Here is a 22,887-nt window from a genome sequence, read left to right on the forward strand (position 1 = left end):
TGACGATCATAGAGGCGTTGAACCACCTGATCCCATCCCGAACTCAGAAGTGAAAAGCGCCATCGCCGATGGTAGTGTGGGAGATCCCATGTGAGAGTAGGTCGTCGTCAAGCTTATAATTAAGAGAAGCCTTGATAGCTAAGCTGTCGGGGCTTTTTTTCGTCTGTAAGAAATGGAAGGTCTGATAGGAACAGAGATAGGAACAGATCAGATTAGAAATAAGAGCGTCTTAGTGATCATTTACTTGCGCCTGTTTCGTGCTTCAACGCGTCTGCGTAAATGGCCACTAAGATGTTCTACTAACTCGCTTGCCCTGTGACTCGATGTATTAGTGCAAATAAAATTCTACAACGCTATATTTTAGTTAGTTAGTTAGTTAGTTAGTTAGTTCGATGCGTTAGTGCAAGTTTTCATTAATAATCACCTAGCATACCAGATAGAATTCGCTGCTTTTCTTCCTGTTCAAGTGATTATTCCCAATATATTACTATGTATTAAATACTTTCTAGGCTTGGGTAAATAAGCGCAATTATGGCGATCACCTTATGGATCTGAGACATTTAATTAGGGAGAGGAATGGATGGTACTTGTTTTATTTTATCCAGTACTACAGTCGAGGTGATACCTTTGACACTTGATAGTATGGATATGGACCCGTTTAAGAATACTGATAAAGAAGGTAAGTCTTCACTAATGACTTTTAGCCAGTAATCACTGTCCCCACTTATTGAGTAGCATTCAAGTATTTGTGGCATGTTAGCAATAGTACTTTTAAATTCTGAGTCACTGTTTTTTATGTTTTTATCTAAGGTGACATAGATAAAAGCGGTAACTTTGTAGCCTAGCTCATTGGCATTTAATTGAGTAAAGTAGGATTCGATTATGTTGTGCTGCTCTAACCTTTGGAGTCGTCGCGAACATTGAGATGGGGATAGGTTAACTTGCTCTGATAATGCGACATTGGATAGTCGAGCATTTTGCTGAAGGGCTTGAAGTAATCGCCAATCATAACTGTCGAGTTCAATATGATTCATTGATGGTGCCTTATTTAACTGTATTATTGTTGTTATGCTGTTTTCAGCTAATACATTTAGGATAAGGTCTTTTATAAACTTAACAAGTTTAAAATCATTATTTTTTCCTTTTTTATGTCTTTTTCGCTTGTAGCCTCCAATATTTTGGATAATTCCTTTCATTAAACATAAAAAAAGCCGCTGATGATTGCATCAGCGGCTGATATTTATTTAGGCAGGTTATCTTCAAGCCATGAGATTGCTTCAGGGTAAGGGGAGGGTAAATTTAACTCTGTCAGAGCGCTACGTAAAATAGCGAGTTCATTGGAACAGAAGTTCAAATGGCCGACTTTTCGACCAGGCCTTACTTCTTTTTTATACCAGTAAAGTTCTAAGCTTTTTATTTTTAACCACTCATAGTTGAGGTCTACACCGATTAAATTAACCATCATACTTTGGCTTTTAACTTCTGCCTGAGCCAGAGGCAAGCCAGTAACTGCTCTAACGTGGTTTTCAAACTGATTAACACTTGCTCCTGCTTGAGTCCAATGTCCGCTGTTATGAACTCTAGGCGCAAGCTCATTGATGAGTAATTCATCCCCAACACGGAAACACTCCATTGCCATTACACCTACATAATCTAATGTATCCATTAGCTTACTAAGCATTTCTTCTGCTTTAGTTTGAAGTGGTTTTAGCCGTTCCAGAGGAGAAATTGAGGCATACAAAATACCATTAATATGTAGGTTAAGCGTTAAAGGGTAAAAATGCTTTTCTCCATTTTTGCCTCTTACACCAACAATAGACACTTCTTCATCAAAATTGATTGCCTGCTCTGCGATAGCACAACCTTTCCAGTCTTCCGGTATTTCTGTTGATTCGGATTGTTTTAACCAATATTGCCCTTTGCCGTCATATCCGCCACGACGTTGCTTCATCAACACTCTATCGCCAAGGGTTTTATATGCGTATTTAGCTGTTGAATCACTTTCTACTGGAAACCATGGCGCTGTGGCAAGATCGAGGCGATCTAGCCATTGCTTTTGTGTTAAACGGTCTGCTAACTGAGGGAATGTAGTTAGGTTAATAAAATTGTTATGCGTTGCAAGTTGTTTAGTGGCAACAGTTTCAGGCCATTCTTCTCTTTCTGCTGTTACTATGTCGCTTTCTTGCAAAGGCAGTGTTTCTGTTGATTCAATATCTACAGGACGAACATCGACACCAAGAGGAGTGCCAGCTTGTTTTAGCATAGCGCCTAATTGACCTGCTCCTAATACCCATAAAACTGACATATATTAAGCCTCTCTTGGGTCCGGGTTCGCTAAAACTGTATTGGTTTGATCTGCTCTGAATTTCTCTATTCTTGCTGATAACTTAGGGTTTGATGTAGCAAGAATTTGACAGGCCAGCAAGCCAGCATTGAAGGCTCCAGCGCTTCCAATTGCTAATGTTCCTACAGCAACACCTTTAGGCATTTGGGCTATAGATAATAGGCTATCCATACCGTTTAGTGCTTTGCTTTGCACTGGCACGCCTAAGACTGGAAGGCTCGTGTGCGCGGCAACCATGCCAGGTAGGTGAGCTGCGCCACCCGCACCACCAATGATGACTTTGAAGCCATTTTTGATAGCATTTTCTGAAAACTCAGCAAGTTTAGCGGGAGTTCGGTGAGCAGAAACTACTTCTACATGATAACTAACGCCAAGAAGGTCCATGATTTCAGCGGCGCCTTCCATTGTGGCCCAATCACTTTTTGATCCCATTATAAGGGCAACTTCAGCTTGCAAAATATTTCTCCTGTCGATGGTATCCAACGTGGTGTTTGAGAGGGGAGGTACGTTGAACTTATTTGTCTTTAGATGAAAATTTCATCAAATAATAATGGCCGCTAATATAGCCGATTTTGAGTCAAACCGCGAGTATTGAGGAGGGTATAAAAAAGAAGAGCGACTTAAAGTCGCTCTTGAAGATATTTGTCGTAATCGGGAACTTGTCGTTCAAACTCACTTTCGAATAAAGGTGACGATACAAGAAAGTTAGCTGAAGCTACGCTACATGCAATTGGAATATTCCAAACCGCAGCAACTCGAAGCAAGGCCTTAATATCTGGATCATGAGGCATTGGCTCGAAAGGGTCCCAAAAGAAAATCAGCACATCAATTTTTCCTTCAGCTATCAAGCCTCCTAATTGCTGATCCCCACCAAGAGGGCCGCTAATAAGAGATTGAACCGGAACATTTAATTGCTTTTGCATTAAATTCCCAGTGGTGCCTGTTGCTAATAGATTATGTTTGATTAGCTTGTCTTTGTGTTTCTCAGCCCAATCAATGAGTGCTGGCTTCATATTGTCATGAGCCACCAGAGCGACGTTTTTACGCTCTGGTGTTGTGATGGTTTTTTGTTGCAGTTGCACTGTTTAACCCTTCACTTGATTATTCTTTTACATCACCAACTTTCACGACTTTCATCATATTAGTTGTACCGTAGCTAACCAGGTGATCGCCTTTTGTCACGATAACTAGGTCGCCGTCTTTAATCAAGTTTAGCGATTTAACATGGTCAACCAAACCTGCAACGATAGTATCTACGTTAAACTCTTGAGAAGAGAAAGACACAGGTGTTACACCACGATAAAGGTTTACTTTATTAAGTGTTTCTTGGTTTGGAGAAAGTGCATAAATAGGCAAGCCAGAACTAATACGAGACATTAGAAGTGGAGTTGTACCTGATTCAGTTAAGCTGATGATGGCTTTTACACCTTCTAAATGGTTAGCTGCATACATAGCTGACATTGCAATGGTTTCATCAACATCTGTAAAAGTAACATCTAGACGATGGCTAGAACGGCTGATTGCAGGTTGCTTCTCAGCACCTAAACAAACGCGATTCATTGTTTGAATTACTTCAACTGGGTATGCACCAGCTGCCGTTTCTGCAGACAACATAACGGCGTCTGTACCATCAAGAACGGCATTGGCTACGTCAAATACTTCTGCACGCGTAGGCATTGCACTTGTAATCATGGTTTCCATCATTTGCGTTGCAGTGATAACTGGACGGTTTAATTGACGGCAGCGTTTGATCATGTGTTTTTGAACGCCAATCAGTTCGGCATCACCAATTTCAACACCCAAATCACCACGAGCAACCATAACAGCGTCAGAAGCAAGAATGATGTCATCTAGAGTTTCATTATCTGCAACGGCTTCAGCTCGTTCTACTTTAGAAACGATGCCAGCTTTTAAGCCTGCAGCTTCTGCCAATGAACGTGCTTCGTGTAGATCTGCAGCGCTTCGAGGGAAGGAAACAGCTAAATAGTCTGCTTTTAATGCTGCAGCAGTGATGATGTCTTCTTTATCTTTTTCAGTCAGAGCGGCAGCAGATAAACCACCACCTTGGCGGTTAATGCCTTTGTTGTTAGACAATGGTCCACCAACAAGTACTTTAGTAATAACCTCAGTGCCTTTTACTTCAATAACTTCAAGTACCACTCGGCCATCATCAAGAAGCAAGACGTTACCTGGTTCAGAGTCTTCTGCAAGTTGAGGGTAGTCGATACCAACTCGGTTTTCATCGCCAGCATTTTTATCAAAGCCAACGTCTAGAATAAATTGTGCGCCATCCTTGAGTTCAACTTTAGTATTTTTGAAGCGAGCAATACGTATTTTTGGTCCTTGTAGGTCTCCAAGAATAGCGATGTGGCGGTTGTTCTTTTTCGCCATAGCTCGAACAACTTCAGCTCGGTTGATATGGTCTTCCGGTTGACCATGAGAGAAGTTAAGACGGAAAACGTTTGCACCAGCTAAGATCAATTTTTCGATCATTTCTGGTGAACTAGAAGCTGGACCTAAAGTTGCAACAATTTTTGTTCTGCGAGTCATTTTATTTACCAAAGGTTATAAACTTGAAGAGAAGTATATGAAACGACAAAGGCTGCTAAAGCAGCCTTTGTGTTATATCAACTATTTTGCATTCATCAATGCAATAGTGTTGTCGAGCATGCGGTTTGAGAAGCCCCACTCGTTGTCATACCAAGCCATAATCTTCACTAGCTTACCTTGAACACGCGTTTGTGTTGCATCAAAGTTAGATGTGAATGTGCTGTGGTTAAAGTCAGAAGAAACAAGAGGATCATGATTAACTTGCAATACTTGAGCAAGAACAGGATCCGCTTTGATTGCATCTTCAATGATGCCGTTTACTTCTTCTACAGACGTTTCGCGTGGCGCCAAGAAGGTTAAATCAACAAGAGATACGTTGATTGTTGGAACGCGTACAGCCATACCGTCGAATTTACCAACTAGCTCAGGAACAACAAGACCTACAGCGGCAGCAGCACCTGTTTTACTTGGAATCATGTTCATTGCAGCAGCACGAGCACGGTAAAGGTCTTCGTGATATACGTCAGATAGACGCTGATCGTTTGTGTAAGCGTGGATAGTTGTCATCAAACCGCTTTCAATACCTAACTTGTCGCTTAGTGGCTTAGCAACAGGTGCTAGACAGTTTGTAGTACAAGAAGCGTTAGAAATAACAGTCATATCAGATGTTAGTACGTTTTGGTTAACACCGTACACAACAGTAGCGTCAACTTCTTTACCTGGTGCTGAAATGATAACTTTTTTAGCACCAGCGCTGATGTGAGCACTTGCTTTTTCTTTCGTTGTAAAGAAACCAGTACATTCGTATACAACATCAACACCCAACTCAGCCCAAGGAAGGTCTGCAGGGTTACGCTCAGAAAATGTGCGGATTTTATCTTTGTTTACATACAAAGCTTCGTCGTCAAAAGTAACTTCTTCGCTGAAACGGCCATGAACTGTGTCGTATTTTGTCAGGTGAGCATTGGTTTTTGAATCGCCAAGATCGTTGATCGCAACAATCTCAATTTGATCACGTTTACCAGACTCATATAAAGCTCGAAGAGTGTTGCGTCCGATACGGCCATAACCGTTGATAGCTACCTTAATTGTCATACTTACCTCTAAAATAGTGCGGAAATTACTGAATATTCAAACTTGAGCGTTCAGTGTTTGGTCTTGTTCTTTGATGTAAAAATACTACAGAAGTAAATTTTTACGCAAGGATTAGTAACAAATCCTTCTCAGCTTGACTATATTTTAATCATACCATGGCTTGTTAACCATATTACCTTTAATTGTATTACAAAAGCATTGCAATTGCTGAGATATTTTAGCCGAAATAACGACTATTAGATCTATTTATGTAAAAAAATTACATATTTTTCGTTTAAATCTGGGTTTTTGATAAATTTATAGGTAACTATTGCTAAAAATGTAGTAATATTACGAAACTAGTCAGAACAGATGATCACAAAAATAAATGAATTCAAAAACGGAGAGAGGCATGAATCCGATTGTTGCGAAGGTAACTAACGACATCATTGAGCGAAGTAAAACACTGCGTAAACAATATCTTACGGACATGAAAAAGGCTGAAGAACAAGGCCCGCATCGTGGAAAATTGTCATGTGGTAATTTAGCTCATGGCTTCGCAGCGTGTCAGCCTCAGGAAAAGCAGAAATTAACATTAATGGAAGCGGCTAATATAGGCATTGTTTCTTCATATAATGACATGCTTTCCGCTCACCAGCCTTATGAAGCTTATCCAAGTCAGATTAAAGCAGCGGTTCAAGAAATGGGGTCGATTGCACAATTCGCTGGCGGTGTTCCAGCTATGTGTGATGGTGTGACTCAAGGGCAAGATGGCATGGAGCTGAGCCTTTTTAGTCGCGACAACATTGCTCAGGGTGCAGCTATTGCTCTATCCCACAATATGTTTGATGCTGCTGTGTATCTAGGTATTTGTGACAAAATTGTTCCAGGTTTATTAATTGCGGCTTTGCGTTTTGGTCATCTCCCTTCTTTATTTATTCCTGCTGGCCCAATGCCATCAGGTATTACCAATGCTGAGAAAGCGGCGGTTCGTCAAAGATACGCTCAAGGTCAGGCGACAAGAGATGAGCTACTAGAAGCTGAGTCCTCTTCTTATCACAGTGCAGGTACTTGTACTTTTTACGGTACAGCGAACTCAAATCAGTTACTTGTTGAAATGATGGGGCTACAACTGCCAGGTTCTTCTTTTGTGAACCCAGATAATCCTTTGCGTCCTGCTTTGACAAAATACGCTTCGCAGCTTTCAACTAAGATTACGGCATTAGGTCGAGATTACCGTCCTTTGTACGAAGTTATTGATGAGCGCAGTATCGTGAACTCCATTGTTGGCTTATTAGCAACAGGCGGCTCAACCAACCATACAATGCACATTGTTGCTTATGCGCGCGCGGCAGGCATTATCGTCACTTGGGATGATTTTTCAGCATTATCGAAAGTTGTGCCATTAATGACACGTATTTACCCTAATGGCTTGGCTGACATTAACCATTTCCACGCAGCTGGCGGTATGGCTTACCTTGTGAAACAACTATTGAAAGGTGGTTTGTTGCATGAAGATGTGAATACCATCGTAGGTAAAGGTTTGTCTCATTACACCAAGGAACCATTTTTGGATGGTGAAGAATTGGTGTGGCGCGAAGGGCCAGAAAGTAGCTTGGACGAAGAAGTTATTCGTCCGATTGAAAATCCATTTAGTGCCGAAGGTGGCTTGTCTTTATTAAAAGGTAATCTTGGTCGTTCAGTTATTAAGGTGTCAGCTGTTAAAGAAGAGAACCGAGTAATTGAAGCGCCAGCGGCTGTTTTTCATAGTCAAAATGAATTAGCAGAAGCGATTGGCAGTGGCCAGCTAAAACGCGATTGTGTGGCTGTTGTACGTTTCCAAGGCCCGAAAGCGTTGGGCATGCCAGAATTGCATAAGTTGACGCCTTTCTTAGGGAATTTACAAGACCAAGGTTACAAGGTTGCTTTAGTGACTGATGGTCGAATGTCAGGTGCTTCCGGTAAAGTACCAGCTGCTATTCATTTAACGCCAGAAGCATTGGCTGGCGGTTTGATCGCGAAGATCCAAGACGGTGATTTGGTTCGTTTGGATGCTAATGAAGGCACTTTATCCGTACTGATTTCTGATGAAGAACTGAACAATCGAGTGGCAGCAACACAAGACTTGTCTGACTCTCACCAAGGTATGGGGCGTGAGTTGTTCAGCGCGCAACGTATTCTAGTGAGTGGTGCTGAGCAAGGTGCTTGTAGCTTATTCAATGATTAATGTTTCCTCTGATTACTAACGTCTTGTTAGTAAACTGGTGTTTTGGGGCTTATTTAAGCCCCTTTTTTTTGCCTATAAAAAAAGCCCGAACCAATTATTTGGTTCGGGCTTTTGAATCTAAAGAGCAAATTAATTGTCTTAAGAGAATAGATTAATCCATTGTCTTAAGTGCTTCTTCGTAATCATCAAACGTTTCTGTCACTGACTCTTCTGGTGTGCCAGTAGCAATGCTGACAATGATTATTGCAAGGCTTGATAAGATAAAGCCTGGAAGGATTTCGTATAAATCGAAAATACCACCAGACAGTTGCTTCCATACGACAACAGTAACACCGCCAATGATAATACCGGCAAGTGCGCCATTTCTGTTCATGTTACGCCAGAATAGACTTAATAAAATTGCAGGGCCAAATGCCGCACCAAAACCAGCCCAAGCGTAAGAAACCAGACCAAGAACCGAGCTTTCAGGGTTTAATGCAAGGAACAGCGCAACCACAGAAATCATAACAACAGCGAGGCGGCCAACTTTTACGATTTGCTCCTGTGTTGCGTCTTTATTGAAAAGTTGTTTGTAGAAATCTTCTGCCAGTGCTGAAGAGGACACTAATAGTTGTGAATCAGCTGTACTCATAATGGCAGCTAAGATAGCGGCTAATAAGATGCCTGCAACAATAGGGTGGAAAATAGCATTCACTAAAATCATAAAGATTTTTTCAGAGTCTGCTAAGTTGCCAGCTAGGTTAGTGTCAACATAAGAGATGCCAACCAGACCAATTAACAAAGCGCCAATCATGGAAATCAACGTCCAAGAAACAGCAATATAGCGAGCGGTTTTCACGTCTTTGTTAGAGCGAGATGCTTTAAATCGAGCCAAAATATGTGGCTGCCCAAAGTAACCTAATCCCCATGCAACAAGAGAGATAATAGCAATAGCGCTTAAAGGTTCGCCGCTGACATTAGTCCAGATGTTTAGTAGCTCTGGGTTCTTTGTCATTAATGTATCTGAAAGTTGTGACCAGCTCCCATCAAGCGCAATGATAGGAACAATCACCAAAGCGGCGCTCATCATCAAGCCTTGAACTAAATCTGTCCAAGCAACAGCTAAGAAGCCGCCAAATAATGTGTAGGAAACCACGCAAACTGTGCCGATAACCACAGCGTATGTGTAATCTAAGCCAAATACAGTTTCAAATAACTTACCGCCTGCCACTAAGCCAGAGCTTGTGTAGAACAAGAAGAAAAGCAAAATGAATAAAGCAGAAATGGTCTGAATTAGTTTCGATTTATCATTGAAACGAGTGGATAGAAAGTCGGGTAATGTCAGAGCGTTATTGGCTTTAATACTGTATGTGCGTAAGCGTTTTGCACACAACAACCAGTTTAGCCATGTACCAACAAGTAAGCCGCCAGCGATCCAAATAGACTCCAAACCTGCTGCATAGGCGTAGCCAGGTAAACCAAGCAAAAGCCAACCGCTCATGTCTGATGCGCCTGCTGAAAGTGCTGTAGGCCAAGGGCCCAATGATCTTCCACCTAGAAAGTAGTCTTCTGAGCTGGAGGTGAGTTTATAAGCGTACAGTCCAATGCCTAGCATAACGACTAAATAAGCTAGGAATGTAAAACTGATCGCGTAGCTGCTTTCTATCATTGTTATTTTCCTTTATTGAAAATGTGTGGATGAAATGGTCTGTGAATGACGACGTGACACATCAGGTCACTTTATGGTGTAAGTCACTAGTGCGTACTTAACACGGTGGATAAAAGATGCCACTCGGACCTCACCCTAAAGAGTGGTATGGCGTTATCTTTATTCTGAGAGTCATTGATTTTTAATGTCCAAATCATCATAGCCTTGTAAAAACTGTGAATTGTTTTGGACTCATTTCAAGACGAGCCGTGATTCTAGGTGGCTGAGGTAGGATAATCTTTCAAAATCCTCTGACAAAGTTGTAAAAAAGTCGGGCAAATTGCTTTGAGTTGTATGTAATGCTCGAAAAGTTCTTTAAATCGAACAAGATAAGCAGCCAAAAATATTTGTCCATGACGCAAAAAAGGAAGAATGCAAAGCACTCTTCCTTTTCGTTTAACCATCATTTGAGTGGTTTATTTGTTGTCTATCTTTGGCAAGCGAGTGTCTTGAACGCTTTGTTTAAGCTTTTTCAAGTGCGCATTAAATTCAGGGCCACGTTTCAATAGAACACCAGTTGCGAGTGCGTCTATCAAGGTAAGATAGACAATACGAGAACTCATTGGTGTATAAATATCCGTGTCTTCTGTTTCCTCGATTGGTAACACGATAGAGCAGTGTTCTGTGAGAGGAGAGTTTGGATTGGTAATGCCGATAACAGATGCGCCGGTTTCTCTTGCAACGCGCGCTGTTTCAATCAATGGCAAGGTTCGGCCTGTATAAGAAATAATAACAACTGCATCACCTGGGTGAGTGCCTGCTGCCGCCATGCGTTGTACTAAAATGTCTGTGTAAGCAACAACTGGCATGTTTAAGCGGAAAAACTTGTGGTGAGCATCTTGAGCAACAGGTCCAGAAGCGCCTAAGCCGTAAAACTCAATGCGACGAGCTTGAGCTAGTACGTCGACAGCACGACTAATTAAAGACTCAGGAAGAATTTCTTGTGCTCGAGTTAGGTTGCTTTTTGCCGCTTCAAAAATTTTCGTAGTGACTGCGCCAGGAGCGTCATCTGGTTCTACGTTTAAATTCACATAAGGCGTACCCGTAGCCAAGCTTTGAGCAAGGGATACTTTGAAATCAGGGAAGCCGCTACCAATCAAGCTACGACAAAATCGATTCACTGTAGGCTCACTGACTTCAGCCCGTGCTGCAAGTTTTGCGATACTAGAATGTATGGTGGTTTTTGGGTCGGCAAGAATCGCTTCAGCTACTTTTCGCTCAGATTTGCTTAAGGTGCTTAGGCGTTCTTGTATCTTACGAATAATGTCTTCGTGTTTATTCATCTATCTGCTTCAATTTTGTCTATTGACTCGAATGGTTCAGTTGTTCATTCTGACAGCCACATACAATTCTGGCAATAAAATCATTATAAATGAACGCACTATCTGAATATTTTGTGGAAATAGGCAAGCTATTGCCAAACCTTTCTCAAATCGAAGCCACTTTATTGACTGAAGGCTTTTCAAATAAGGTGTATTTACTGAAAGTGGAGCAGGTTCCTTGCTTTGTATTACGCATTCCGTGCATCGACTGCGATGCTTTTTTTGTGAATCGTAAGGCTGAAATCAGTGCACTTAAACAAGCGGCTTCTATGGGGTTATCACCAGAAGTTGTTTGGACAAATGATGAAGGAGGGATTGTTTGTGAGTTTGCCTCACAACCGACAATGGATTGGTCGGTAAATCATAAAAATGAGGATGTGAAGCGTATTGCTCAGGCGCTTGCTAAAACCCATAAACTTGCTGTGGTTGATCATGAATACAATGTGCTTGATGTGATAGATCATTACCTGAAGCAAATTCAGGGTTTTGTGTTAAATGACGAGTTACTTAGTCGTGAATATGAATACCTTTTAGATTGTTTTCAGGGATTAACTCAGCCTCAGTTCTTGTTGCCTTTTGCGCTTTGTCATAATGATTTAAACCCTAAAAATATTTTAATGGACGATAATGTCTTGTGGTTGATTGACTGGGAATACGCTGGCGTTGGCGATCCTTTATTTGACCTTGCCATTGTGGCGAAATCCCATAATTTAAACGATGAGCAAATAGAAATTCTGTTATCAACGTATCAGGCGAGTTTGCCCTTGCAAGAAGCAAGATTAGCCATTCGTACCTATAAACAGTGTTACGCTTTACGAGAAATGGCTTGGCTGTTTTTAAAGCACTTAATTGATTCAGAAGATAAAATGGCATTGAAGCAGTACTTTGAATTTAAGACGTCGCCAGAGCTAAACACTTTTAACCACTAAGAAAAAATGAAGCAGATTAAATGAATGAGAACACAGCAACAGTAAAAAGCTGGCATGAAGATTTGGCAGACGAGTTAAATCAGGATTATATGCAATCCTTATTGGCTTTTTTATCAGCAGAGAAAGCCGCGAGCACGATTTACCCTGATGAGAACCAATACTTTTCTGCGTTAAAATCTACGCCTTTTCATAAGGTAAAAGTCGTGCTACTTGGTCAAGATCCTTATCATGGCGAAGGGCAGGCTCATGGCTTATCTTTTTCTGTGAAACCCGGTGTTAAGGTGCCGCCTTCTTTGGTGAATATGTACAAAGAGCTTGAAACGGATTTAGGTATTCCCCCTGCAACTCATGGTTATTTGGAGCAATGGGCAGAGCAGGGCGTTTTGCTGTTAAACAGTGTTTTGACAGTCGAAGCAGGCAAAGCGGGCTCTCACCAAAATAAAGGTTGGGAAGCCTTTACGGATAAGATCATTGCTTTGATAAATGAACAACACCAAGGTGTAGTGTTTATGTTGTGGGGCGCTTACGCACAGAAAAAAGGCAAAGAAATTGATCGTGATAAACACTGTGTTTTAGAAACGGTTCATCCTTCGCCTTTATCGGCTTATCGTGGTTTCTTCGGGTGCCAGCACTTTTCTAAGGCGAATCATTATTTAAGTGAGCAAGGAAAAACGCCAATTCAATGGGCTTTAAACCCCATTGAATTGGCTGAAACAGGACAAGTTGAATTGCCTTTTTGATTAGTTGGCGCTGTCGATGGAATAAGGCAAGGATAGGTGATTGATGGTTTGGTTATCTATTAAGAAACCATCGATTTCACTTGGGTCAGTATTGATAATAGCTTGTGCTAAATATCCATTTGATAAAGCCGCAGCTTTGATGACTTGCCCAACGTTTTTGCCTTCTTTATCTAGAATGTCTTGGTTTGTTTCCATTGGGATTTCCGACTGAAAAAGTGCGAGCTGTTTTTTGGATTTCCCTCTATATTGCATTCTCGCGACAATTTCTTGTCCTGTATAACAACCTTTTGTGAAGCTAATACCGCCGGTTCTTTGCATGTTTAACCATTGTGGCAAGATGGTTTCACTTTGTTCTAGGTTGATCACTGGACGAGCAGACAGTATTTCGAGCGCTGCGAGTTCTTGGTTTTGCTCTTCTATTTTGTTGCTTGAGTCGGTAAGTAGCCATTGAACGGTAATTGGATACTGGCTAACTGTTAGCTTGATTCCATTATCATTTGTAATAGCGGGCAGTTTCTCTGTAAGTGTTTCTGGTGCGGATTCAACAGAAGCCGTTGTTAATCTTGAATACAAGTGAAAATGTTCACTTTCATCTGACAATTCAGCCTTAAAGAAAACAGCGTACTTTTTTAAATGTAGTAATGTCTTTTCTACTAGGTCCGCACTCATTAGCATCAGCACGTCGTCGTTGTTTTGGACGAGATAGAAATTAGTGATAATCCGTCCTTTGATGCTGCATATTGCACCATAGAGTGCATCAGTTTGAGTGAGCTTATTGATGTCGCAGGTAATTTGACCTTGTAAGAATTTCTTTGCATCTGGTCCCGCTGCTTTAAGCACTCCAATCTTTTGTTGAGCAATAACCTCTTTATTTTGTAATAGGGATGTCATTGTGTCGTTAAATGAAGTCATATCATGATTTCCAAAAGTAGAGTTGCAGCAGATTAATTCGGTAATGTATCAGTAATGGCTATTTCTGTATTTTCAATAGGTATGAAAGAATGATTTCATTATGATGGCACGCTTATTGGTCGAATATCCACAGCCCAGTTGTCGCGTCAGTTTCACTTAGTATCTTTAATGAGATGAGTATAGGTATGTATTTAGGTCTTGATCTTGGAACTTCGGGTTTAAAAGGCGTCATAATTGACGAAAAAGGAAATGTATTAGCGCAGGAGTCTGCTTCTTTATCGACTAGCTCACCTTTTCCAACTTGGTCAGAGCAAGACCCTTTATCTTGGTGGCAAGCGTGTGTTGATGTTATTGCGCAATTACAGCAGCGCTTTGATTTGGCTAAGCTGAAAGCGGTAGGTTTATCTGGACAAATGCATGGCGCCACTTTATTGGATAAAGATGGCAATGTTTTGCGCCCTTGTATCTTGTGGAACGACGGTCGAAGTCAGGCACAATGTCAGGCTTTAATGGAAGAATATCCAGACTTAATTGAACGCTCCGGAAATCTTGCTATGTCCGGCTTTACTGCACCTAAGATACGTTGGGTGCAAGAGAATGAGCCAGATATTTTTGAAAAGCTTGCGTTCGTATTGTTACCTAAAGATTACATTGCATACCAGCTAACTGGCTTTATGTCTTCTGATTGCTCAGACGCAGCAGGTACCTTATGGCTCAATCCAGAGACTCGTCAATGGGATGATGTGTTGTTAGCAGTAACAGGTTTAACTCAAAGCAACATGCCAAAGGTTTATGAAGGTTGTGCTCTCGTAGGAGAGTTATCCACTGATGTCGCCAATGAACTAGGTTTGCCTAAGTTACCGCTGGTTGCTGGGGCTGGGGATAATGCTGCTGGAGCCGTTGGTATGGGGGTCACGAACCCAGAGCAAGGTTTTATCTCTTTAGGAACATCTGGCGTATATTTCACAGTAAGCGAATCCCACAAAGCCAACCCCCAAAACACAGTACATGCGTTTTGCCATGCTTTACCGAATCGTTGGCATCAAATGGGAGTGACATTAAGTGCGGCGAACTCATTGGCTTGGTTTGCCAAGCTGGTGGATAAAACCGTTCCAGAGTTGTTAGATTCTTTAGAAGAGTCTGATGTACAGAAAACCAATGTTGTGTTTCTTCCTTATCTAAATGGTGAACGTACGCCTCATAATGATCCTCTGGCAAACGGCCAATTTGTTGGACTTGTTAACTCCTCAAGTAGAGAGGAAATGACGTTAGCGATTTTAGAAGGTGTGGCGTTTTCTCTGCTGGATTGCCAAAATGCGTTAATGAGTGCGGGCAGTAAAGTGAGTGAGTTATCACTCATTGGAGGAGGTGCGCGTTCTGCTATGTGGCGTCAAATTATAGCGAATGTTCTTGAGAAGCGATTAATTTACCGTGATGGTGGCGATGTGGGTCCTGGTTTGGGAGCCGCAAGGTTGGCATTATTGGGCGAGCAGCAAAGCCAAGGGAAAGATATCGAGTGGCTTATAAAAGAATATTGCACTATGCCAGAAGTTCTAGAAACTCATGAGCCTGATGCAACAACGGCTGAGTATTATCAGAAGAAGTACGCTTTATTCCAAAAGCTTTATCAATCGACTCATATGCTTAATACGGAGCTCATGACGTTATCGTCTATTTAGCGTCTCTTTTAGTATGTGAAAACAAAAACGCCGCTTAATATTAAGCGGCGTTTTTTTGTGAATATTTGTTTAGGAATCAATGTGTAACGGTTGCTAAACCATCGATGCGAATGTTGCTTTGAGAGCGGAAATCTCTTGGTGTGACGCCTTTTAGTTCGTGAAAACGTCGGTTGAAATTAGCCACGTTGTTAAAGCCTACTTGGAAGCAGATGGTCGCAATTTGTTGGTCAGTTTCTGTTAGCAGGCTGCATGCACGACTGATTCGAACGCGATTTACGAATTCGATAAAACGGTTGCCAGTCGCTTTTTTAAAGAAGCGTGAAAAATGGCTATCTGACATACCAATTAAGCTAGCTACGCTGGAGAGCGTGATGTCTTGGCTGTAATTTTGTGAGACATAATCTACAACAGTATTGATTTTACGTTGCAATGTTTCATTGGATTTTAAGTCAATTTGTACTGTAGAAAGTAAGCGGTAATTTGGTGTTTTTGCCAGTTTTTGTAATAAAGGCAAAGCGACCATTAAGCGAGATAAACCACTGGTATCACGTACTTTTCTAAAAATCTCTTTTAGATACTCCGGGTCTAGGTCAAAAAACTCGATGCCCGATTTTGCCTTAGCAAGCATAGGAATAATTTCAGCGAGCTCAGGGATAATTTTCATACCATTTGAAAAAGATTCATGATCAAAACGAATCAGCATATCTCGAGTTTCGACGCTTTCTTGGTCGTTTTGGCAGATCCAATTATGGGGAAGTCTTGGCCCTGTTAAGATCAGTTGTCCGGGAGAGTAGTTACCAATAAAGTCACCAATAAATACTTTACCTGATGTCGCTACAATAAAATGAAGCTCGTAATCGTCATGGGCGTGCCAGCGAATAAGGTCGCATGGATATCCATGTTCTTGATAGCGAATGGTTTCGTTGTCGTCGACAAGCTCATATTCTGGTGTGAGGCGTTTGGCTGTAGTGGTCATAGTACTTTCCCGTATTAACAAAACAAGATACAGAGTGGAGACTCTATTTTACCTTGCCATTTTTTCTTATTTTTAATTAAGAGGCTCAAGAAGCAAAAGCCTATGAAACATAGGCTGGCCAAAGTTTGCTTCTTAAGCTAGGTAGTAGCTACCTACCTAAGCGTACTTTTCCATATTGGCGTGAATAGCTTGAGTCAATTGAGTTACAAACTCAGGGAATTCTGTCGGTACATTGCCCCACAAAAAACTGTCTGTGACAAAAGCGTTGATTCCTTCTGCAGTGTTAGTAAAAGCAGCTACTTCGGCTTTGCTTGGTTCATGATATTGAGTCTTTATTTTACCTTCATTCGTTAACTGAATAAATGTAAACCAGCTAGCGATGCCTTGAATTGTCTTACTTGGCGTTCTGCCTTTACGGTATGTGCCTTCCAATGTCGGGAAAACAAAAATCGGAAATTTGGCATAACCATCACTACAGATACGTTCAACCGTGTCACCAATATTGGCGTTGCTAAAGCGTTTTGCAATGATGTCTAAGTAAGCTGGTAAATCCACGACAGAGTCACCAATGGCTGGAATCGAATCTTGTAAAATGAAGTCTTTGAAGTACTGGTGTAGTTCTTCATCACGCATTGCTTCATCAAAGTAAGTCAGACCTTTTAGCGCCGCTTGATAAGTGACACAAGTATGGCCTGCATTCAAAATACGAATCTTAGCTTCTTCGAATGGCACAACGTCTTGAACAAATTGAACACCAACTTTATCAAGAGATGGCTTTTTACCGGCAAAATTGTCTTCCACAACCCACTGGATGAAATCTTCACCCATAACCGTCATTTGGTCATCAACACCGAAGCGAGACTGAACGTCATCGACATGTTGCTGACTTGGTTTTGGTGTAATGCGGTCTACCATAGAGCAAGGAAAAGACACGTTTTGCTTGATCCAGTTAGCCAGTTCAATGTCTTGCTTGGCTTCTAGGAACTGCATTAATCCAGCTTGCAATAATTCACCGTTGTGGCGAAGGTTGTCACAGCATAATAGTGTGATTTTTGCTTTGGATGTTTCACTGCGTTTCTTCAGGCCAGCGTACAAGAAAGCATAAAGAGTGTTTCTCGCACCTTCTATGTCTCCTTTAATAGCTGGGTGGTCGAGCATTAACTTGCGGTTTTCATCAAGGTAATAACCACCTTCTGTTACTGTTGAAGTAACAAGCTGAATGCTAGCATCTGCAAGCGCATTATCAACATCGTCTGGAGCTTGTGCACCATCAATTTGTTTGATCAGAGAGCGAATGTGTTCGTAATTTGTTTCGCCATCTGCTGCCATGGTTTTTAAAACGTATTCGCCATCTTGTTCAATGAAGCGTGAAAAAGCTTGGCTGTCTTGTGGGCGAATATTGACGCCAATGATTCCCCAGTTTTGTTCGTCTTCATTTGCTAACAGACGATCAAAATAGACTGCTTGATGGGCGCGGTGAAATGCACCCACGCCCAAATGTACGACTCCAGCCTGAACAGCATCTTTCTGATAGTTTTGAACAGAAAGTTGGTCTTGGTTAAGTGAAGCTTGAAGATGATTTGACATGTTACGCTTCCTCAGGAATCACCGAAATCACACGATCGTTTTCATTGAATAAAATGACTTCATCAATATCGATTTTGATATTAACTTCTTGGCCATCTTGCAATTCACTACGTGCAGCCGCTTTTACAATAATTGTTTGGTTATTGGACAGCTGAATGTGTGCATAAGCTTCTGAGCCCAAATGCTCGATTAACTCGATGCGACCTGTGATATCACCATCTTGCTCAACCAGTTGCATGTGCTCTGGACGGATGCCAAGAATAGTGGAAGCAGATAGAGATTCTTTTAGGCGTTTAGCAGGGAAGTCAATGTGCTTGCCAAGTAAACCAATGGCTAGGTTGTCACCTTCTAATGTCGCTTTATCTGTTGGGATAAGATTCATTTTTGGCGTACCAATAAATTCAGCAACAAAGCGGCTGTTTGGCTGACGGTACAATTCTAGTGGCGTGCCTACTTGCTCGATTTGACCAGCATTCAAGATAACAACCCGGTCTGCTAGTGTCATCGCTTCTACTTGGTCGTGGGTTACATAAATCATGGTTGTACCAAGTTTTTTATGTAGACGAGCTAACTCAAGACGCATTTGTACACGAAGTGCTGCGTCAAGGTTAGATAGAGGCTCATCGAATAAGAAGACTTTAGGTTGACGCACAATCGCACGACCAATAGCAACACGTTGACGCTGACCACCAGACAGTTCTTTTGGTTTACGATCTAGTAATGGATCAAGTTGCAATGAAGCAGATACAGAGCGCACTTTCTCTTGGATCTCATCGTCTGGGATTTTTGCAAGACGTAGAGCAAAAGATAGGTTGTCTGCCACTGTCATGTGTGGGTATAGAGCGTAAGACTGGAACACCATTGCTAAATCACGTTTTGATGACGCTAATTCAGTGATGTCACGATTATCTAGCTCAATCGTACCGCCAGAGCTGGACTCAAGTCCTGCGATGGTACGCAATAATGTTGATTTACCACAACCTGAAGGCCCAACAAAAACAACGAACTCGCCTTCAGTTATGGTTAGGTTAATACCACGTAGAGCGTGGTAGCTATCATAATGTTTTTGTAAATCTGTAATAGTTAAGTAAGACATGAGAAAACTTCCTAATAATTATTTTACGGCGCCGAATGTAAGGCCTTGGACTAATTGTTTTTGACAGAACCAACCGAATATAACGATTGGAGCACACGCTAAAGTTGATGCAGCAGATAGCTTCGCCCAGAACAAACCTTCAGGGCTTGAGTAGGATGCGATCATCGCTGTCAATGGTGCGGCTTCTGACGCGGTTAAGGTGATAGACCAAAAGGCTTCATTCCAGCACAGAACGATAGATAAAAGTGCAGTGGATGAAATGGCACCAACCGATAAAGGCATAACCACTTTTATCATTTCATCCCAAGGTGTTGCGCCATCCATACGAGCTGCTTCTAAAATCTCTTTCGGCAAGTCTTTAAAGTAAGAGAACAGCATCCACACAATGATTGGTAGGTTCATCAAGGTGAAGATAATCACCAATGCAGTACGAGAGTCTAATAACCCGTAGTCACGGCAAAGGATGTAAATTGGTACTAATACACCAACAGCTGGTAGCATTTTTGTAGATAGCATCCACAAAAGAATGTCTTTAGTGCGCTTTCCAGGGAAAAAGGCCATTGAGTAGGCTGCTGGGATCGCAATGATCAGAGCGATAATAGTTGAACCAAATGCCGTCACGACAGAATTAAGAGCATGGTGTAGATAGTTACTGCGTTCCTGTACTTCTACAAAGTTTTGCAAAGTAGGCTCAAAGAACAATGACGGTGGAGTGGAAATCGCTTGAAGCTCTGTTTTAAAAGAGGTGATAAACATCCAGAAGATTGGAAAGAATAAAACCAATGCCACCGTCCAAGCGAAAAGCCCTGTTATTATCGTTTTTAGTTTGCGTTGTTGAGTAAGAGTCATGGTTATTTACCTCACACCGTTAAGTTTTTGCCAACGGCACGAATTAAGAAGAAGGCGACAATATTTGCTAGTACAACCGCTAGCAGGCCACCAGCAGAAGCTGCTGCAACATCAAACTGTAGAAGCGCTTGATTGTAAATTAAGTAGGTTAGGTTTGTGCTGTCATAACCTGGTCCACCATTTGTAGACACAAGGATTTCAGCAAAAACAGCTAATAGGAAAATAGTCTCAATCATAACAACGACCGCAATAGGGCGTGCTAAGTGAGGAACGGTTAGGTAGCGGAATATATGAAAGCCATTTGCGCCATCCATTTGAGCCGCTTCTTTTTGTTCAGTGTCTTGTGACTGAAGAGCCGTTACAAAAACTAAAATAGCAAATGGTAGCCACTGCCAGCTCACCATTATGATGATTGACATAAGCGGATAAGTAGACAACCAGTCAATAGGCTCTAACCCTAGTGAAGTGGATATCCAAGCAAAGATGCCATACACGGGATTCATCATCATGTTTTTCCAAATCAATGCATTGACGGTTGGCATGATGAAAAAAGGTGAGATTAATAATACTCGAACAATACCTTGACCAAAGAAAGGCTTGTCAATCAGTGCTGATAAAATGACACCGAATACCACTGTAATGAACAAAACAGATAGCAGCAGGATTAATGTATTTGTTACTGCAGGTAAAAATGCTGGATCAGTAATGAAAAACTCAAAGTTTAGCAAACCAACAAAGTCATTTTGATCTGGATTATACGCACTAAATTCGATAGTCGAAAAGTAAATAGTCATGGACAAAGGTATGATCATCCAAGCTAAAAGCAGGATGACAGACGGCGCCATTAATAAGCGAGTGATTGAACGCTTCATGTTATATGTCTCTTATTATAAGCAGAAAAGCTCGTCCTGAAAGCGGACGGAATTAGATAGAAATAGGGCTAAATAGCCCTATTTCTTAGTCAGTCTAGACTAGTAGTAACCTGCACGACGCATTTGACGATCAGCAGAGATGTTCGCAGATTTTAGAGCTTGATCTATTGACATAGAGCCAGATAGAGCACCTGAAATCATTTGTCCTGCAGTTGTACCAATTGCTTGGAACTCAGGAATCGCTGCGAATTGAACACCAACGTAAGGAGATGGTTTCAATGTACTGTCAGTTGGATCAGCTGAATTGATTGCTTTCAACTCTGCATCTGCAAAAACTGCAGCTTCTTGGAACTTAGGATTAGCATAAGTACTAGAACGAGTACCTGTAGGTACTGCAGCCCAACCATTTGTTTCACCAACTAGCTGGATGTACTCTTTAGATGTCGCCCAACGAACAAACGTTTGAGCCGCTTCTGCTTTCTTAGTCGCTGCTGGGATTGCTAGAGACCAAGACCAAAGCCAGTTAGCACCTTTGTCTGTTGCGCTGATAGGAGACTGAGCGAAACCTACTTGATCAGCTACTTTACTTTGTGATGGATCAGTTACGAAAGACGCTGCGATTGTTGCGTCAATCCACATACCGCATTTGCCTTCGTTGAACAACGCCAAACTTTCGTTGAAGCTGTTGCTGCTTGAACCTGGAGGGCCGTATTTAGTCAAAAGATCAACATAGAAAGAAACGGCTTGTTTCCATTCTTTTGATTCTAACTGTGGCTTCCAGTTCTCATCGAACCAACGAGCACCAAACGAGTTAGCAATAGTTGTCATAAGTGCCATGTTGTCACCCCAACCAGCTTTACCGCGTAAACAAATACCGTAAACGCCTTCGCTTGGGTTGTGTACAGCGGCTGCAACATCACGGATGTGCTCCCAGCTATCACGATCACTTACTGTCATGCCTGCATTTTTCACTAGGTCTTTACGGTACATAACCATAGAGCTTTCACCGTAGAATGGTGCGCCGTATAGGGTGCCTTCGTGAGATAAACCTTGACGGATAGAAGGCAGGATGTCTTGTACATCGTAAGAGCCGCTAACATCGATAGGAGTTAACCAACCACGATCGCCCCAAATAGGCGCTTCGTACATACCAATTGTCATAACATCATAAAGACCACTTTTGTTAGCGATGTCTTGAGTAACGTTTTGACGTAATACACCTTCTTCCAAAGTCACCCATTTCACTTTGATATCTGGGTTGGCTTTTTCAAATTCTGGAGTAAGTTTTTGCATTTCAATCATGTGACCGTTATTTACAGTGGCCACTGTGATTTGAGTTTCTGCGAAGGTAGTGCTGGCTGCCGTCATGGCTGCAGAGATGGATACCGCGTAAGCTAAAGTATTTTTAGTAAGGCTTTTCATAGGTTTCTCCCAGTTTGGAGTTTCTTTGTTTTTATATAATTTGACCTAATTTCTCAGTGAATAGTCACCAAGTGGAACCTAATATAGGTCATCTCACAATTGACGCGTTAATACATAAATTGCCAATATATGTACTATTTTGTTTCATTTCAATTGTTACTGACAAAATACAGTCAATTTAATATGCGTTTTTCGAGGCTTTGACCATTTTATCTTTCGTCATATTAGAACTTTTTCTGATTTGCCTCAGTTAATTAGCGTAAGGGTTTGCGTTTTTTTGTGTGAGAAATGGCTATAATGCAAAAGTTTGTATTCGAAAGGTGATTTTATGATGGAAACTGCAGATTCATTAAGCTTTAAGCGCCTAAAATGGCATTGCCGTCGTGGCATGTTGGAATTGGATCTTTTATTAGAGCCTTTTCTAGATGAAGTTTTTTTAACCCTAGATGAAGAAGATAAAGAGCGCTTTTATAAGCTCATAGAGTGTGAAGACCAAGATTTGTTCTTGTGGTTTATGCAAACCGACGTGCCACAGGATCCAGATTTGGCTCGTATTGTTGATATTATTGTGACCCGTGTACAGCCTGAAAGCCACTGAGATAAACCTCTCTAAAATTAGCT

20 protein-coding genes and 1 rRNA gene are annotated in these 22,887 nt (G+C 41.5%); 6 read left to right on the forward strand and 15 right to left on the reverse strand.

The window, feature by feature from the left end:
* Positions 1 to 113: ribosomal RNA gene (gene rrf / locus ACMUMQ_RS14260) — 5S ribosomal RNA — on the forward strand; the annotation flags it as partial.
* A 447-nt stretch (positions 114 to 560) separates the two neighbouring features.
* Here the strand turns inward: rrf and ACMUMQ_RS14265 are convergent.
* The 6 genes from ACMUMQ_RS14265 to gap form a co-directional block, all read right to left on the reverse strand.
* Entirely contained in the window at positions 561 to 1,196 is a 636-nt protein-coding gene (locus ACMUMQ_RS14265) for an Lrp/AsnC family transcriptional regulator (RefSeq protein ID WP_414682632.1), read from the reverse strand.
* Positions 1,197 to 1,240: 44 nt separating this feature from the next.
* Positions 1,241 to 2,305: a 5-(carboxyamino)imidazole ribonucleotide synthase gene (purK, locus tag ACMUMQ_RS14270; RefSeq protein WP_414682633.1), complete on the reverse strand. Its 1,065-nt coding sequence runs from the start codon at positions 2,303 to 2,305 to the stop codon at positions 1,241 to 1,243.
* A 3-nt stretch (positions 2,306 to 2,308) separates the two neighbouring features.
* Positions 2,309 to 2,800: a 5-(carboxyamino)imidazole ribonucleotide mutase gene (purE, locus tag ACMUMQ_RS14275; RefSeq protein WP_414682634.1), complete on the reverse strand. Its 492-nt coding sequence runs from the start codon at positions 2,798 to 2,800 to the stop codon at positions 2,309 to 2,311.
* 164 nt (positions 2,801 to 2,964) lie between these two features.
* Positions 2,965 to 3,420, reverse strand: coding sequence for a methylglyoxal synthase (locus ACMUMQ_RS14280; RefSeq protein ID WP_414682717.1), 456 nt, complete (start codon positions 3,418 to 3,420; stop codon positions 2,965 to 2,967).
* A gap of 25 nt (positions 3,421 to 3,445) precedes the next feature.
* Complete coding sequence (gene pyk, locus ACMUMQ_RS14285; RefSeq protein ID WP_414682635.1) at positions 3,446 to 4,894, reverse strand: pyruvate kinase; 1,449 nt, start codon at positions 4,892 to 4,894, stop codon at positions 3,446 to 3,448.
* Positions 4,895 to 4,975: 81 nt separating this feature from the next.
* Complete coding sequence (gene gap, locus ACMUMQ_RS14290) at positions 4,976 to 5,989, reverse strand: type I glyceraldehyde-3-phosphate dehydrogenase (RefSeq protein ID WP_414682636.1); 1,014 nt, start codon at positions 5,987 to 5,989, stop codon at positions 4,976 to 4,978.
* Positions 5,990 to 6,380: 391 nt separating this feature from the next.
* On the opposite strand from gap, the gene edd reads away from it, so the two are divergent.
* Positions 6,381 to 8,195: a phosphogluconate dehydratase gene (gene edd / locus ACMUMQ_RS14295; RefSeq protein WP_414682637.1), complete on the forward strand. Its 1,815-nt coding sequence runs from the start codon at positions 6,381 to 6,383 to the stop codon at positions 8,193 to 8,195.
* A gap of 151 nt (positions 8,196 to 8,346) precedes the next feature.
* Here the strand turns inward: edd and putP are convergent, their stop codons facing one another.
* Positions 8,347 to 9,843: a sodium/proline symporter PutP gene (putP, locus tag ACMUMQ_RS14300; protein WP_414682638.1), complete on the reverse strand. Its 1,497-nt coding sequence runs from the start codon at positions 9,841 to 9,843 to the stop codon at positions 8,347 to 8,349.
* 455 nt (positions 9,844 to 10,298) lie between these two features.
* Complete coding sequence (locus ACMUMQ_RS14305) at positions 10,299 to 11,165, reverse strand: transcriptional regulator HexR (RefSeq protein ID WP_414682639.1); 867 nt, start codon at positions 11,163 to 11,165, stop codon at positions 10,299 to 10,301.
* A gap of 89 nt (positions 11,166 to 11,254) precedes the next feature.
* On the opposite strand from ACMUMQ_RS14305, the gene ACMUMQ_RS14310 reads away from it, so the two are divergent.
* Entirely contained in the window at positions 11,255 to 12,133 is an 879-nt protein-coding gene (locus tag ACMUMQ_RS14310) for a phosphotransferase (RefSeq protein WP_414682640.1), read from the forward strand.
* 20 nt (positions 12,134 to 12,153) lie between these two features.
* The gene (gene ung / locus ACMUMQ_RS14315; RefSeq protein ID WP_414682641.1) at positions 12,154 to 12,873 is read left to right on the forward strand and encodes a uracil-DNA glycosylase; all 720 of its coding nucleotides are present in this window, start codon (positions 12,154 to 12,156) and stop codon (positions 12,871 to 12,873) included.
* On the opposite strand, the gene ygfZ is transcribed toward ung, so the two are convergent.
* The gene (gene ygfZ, locus ACMUMQ_RS14320; RefSeq protein WP_414682642.1) at positions 12,874 to 13,785 is read right to left on the reverse strand and encodes a CAF17-like 4Fe-4S cluster assembly/insertion protein YgfZ; all 912 of its coding nucleotides are present in this window, start codon (positions 13,783 to 13,785) and stop codon (positions 12,874 to 12,876) included. It lies immediately after the preceding gene.
* 185 nt (positions 13,786 to 13,970) lie between these two features.
* Here ygfZ and xylB point away from each other — a divergent pair, with 185 nt between their 5' ends.
* Positions 13,971 to 15,464 (forward strand): xylulokinase, encoded by a 1,494-nt coding sequence (xylB, locus tag ACMUMQ_RS14325; RefSeq protein ID WP_414682643.1) that lies wholly within the window; start codon positions 13,971 to 13,973, stop codon positions 15,462 to 15,464.
* Positions 15,465 to 15,540: 76 nt separating this feature from the next.
* Here xylB and ACMUMQ_RS14330 read toward each other — a convergent pair whose 3' ends face one another.
* From ACMUMQ_RS14330 to ACMUMQ_RS14355, 6 genes are all read right to left on the reverse strand, one after another.
* Positions 15,541 to 16,440 (reverse strand): AraC family transcriptional regulator, encoded by a 900-nt coding sequence (locus tag ACMUMQ_RS14330; RefSeq protein ID WP_414682644.1) that lies wholly within the window; start codon positions 16,438 to 16,440, stop codon positions 15,541 to 15,543.
* A gap of 156 nt (positions 16,441 to 16,596) precedes the next feature.
* Positions 16,597 to 18,027 carry a mannitol dehydrogenase family protein gene (locus ACMUMQ_RS14335; RefSeq protein ID WP_414682645.1) on the reverse strand — a complete coding sequence of 477 codons (1,431 nt, stop codon included), beginning with the start codon at positions 18,025 to 18,027 and terminating at the stop codon, positions 16,597 to 16,599.
* A gap of 1 nt (position 18,028) precedes the next feature.
* Positions 18,029 to 19,123: an ABC transporter ATP-binding protein gene (locus ACMUMQ_RS14340; protein ID WP_414682646.1), complete on the reverse strand. Its 1,095-nt coding sequence runs from the start codon at positions 19,121 to 19,123 to the stop codon at positions 18,029 to 18,031.
* Positions 19,124 to 19,141: 18 nt separating this feature from the next.
* The gene (locus ACMUMQ_RS14345; RefSeq protein WP_414682647.1) at positions 19,142 to 19,972 is read right to left on the reverse strand and encodes a carbohydrate ABC transporter permease; all 831 of its coding nucleotides are present in this window, start codon (positions 19,970 to 19,972) and stop codon (positions 19,142 to 19,144) included.
* Positions 19,973 to 19,983: 11 nt separating this feature from the next.
* Positions 19,984 to 20,844, reverse strand: coding sequence for a carbohydrate ABC transporter permease (locus ACMUMQ_RS14350; RefSeq protein ID WP_347984573.1), 861 nt, complete (start codon positions 20,842 to 20,844; stop codon positions 19,984 to 19,986).
* Positions 20,845 to 20,943: 99 nt separating this feature from the next.
* Entirely contained in the window at positions 20,944 to 22,266 is a 1,323-nt protein-coding gene (locus ACMUMQ_RS14355) for an ABC transporter substrate-binding protein (RefSeq protein ID WP_414682648.1), read from the reverse strand.
* Between the two features lie 328 nt (positions 22,267 to 22,594).
* On the opposite strand from ACMUMQ_RS14355, the gene ACMUMQ_RS14360 reads away from it, so the two are divergent.
* Entirely contained in the window at positions 22,595 to 22,864 is a 270-nt protein-coding gene (locus ACMUMQ_RS14360) for an FAD assembly factor SdhE (protein ID WP_414682649.1), read from the forward strand.
* Positions 22,865 to 22,887: the final 23 nt, after the last annotated feature.

Source organism: Marinomonas algae, assembly GCF_047525555.1.
Classification (GTDB): domain Bacteria; phylum Pseudomonadota; class Gammaproteobacteria; order Pseudomonadales; family Marinomonadaceae; genus Marinomonas.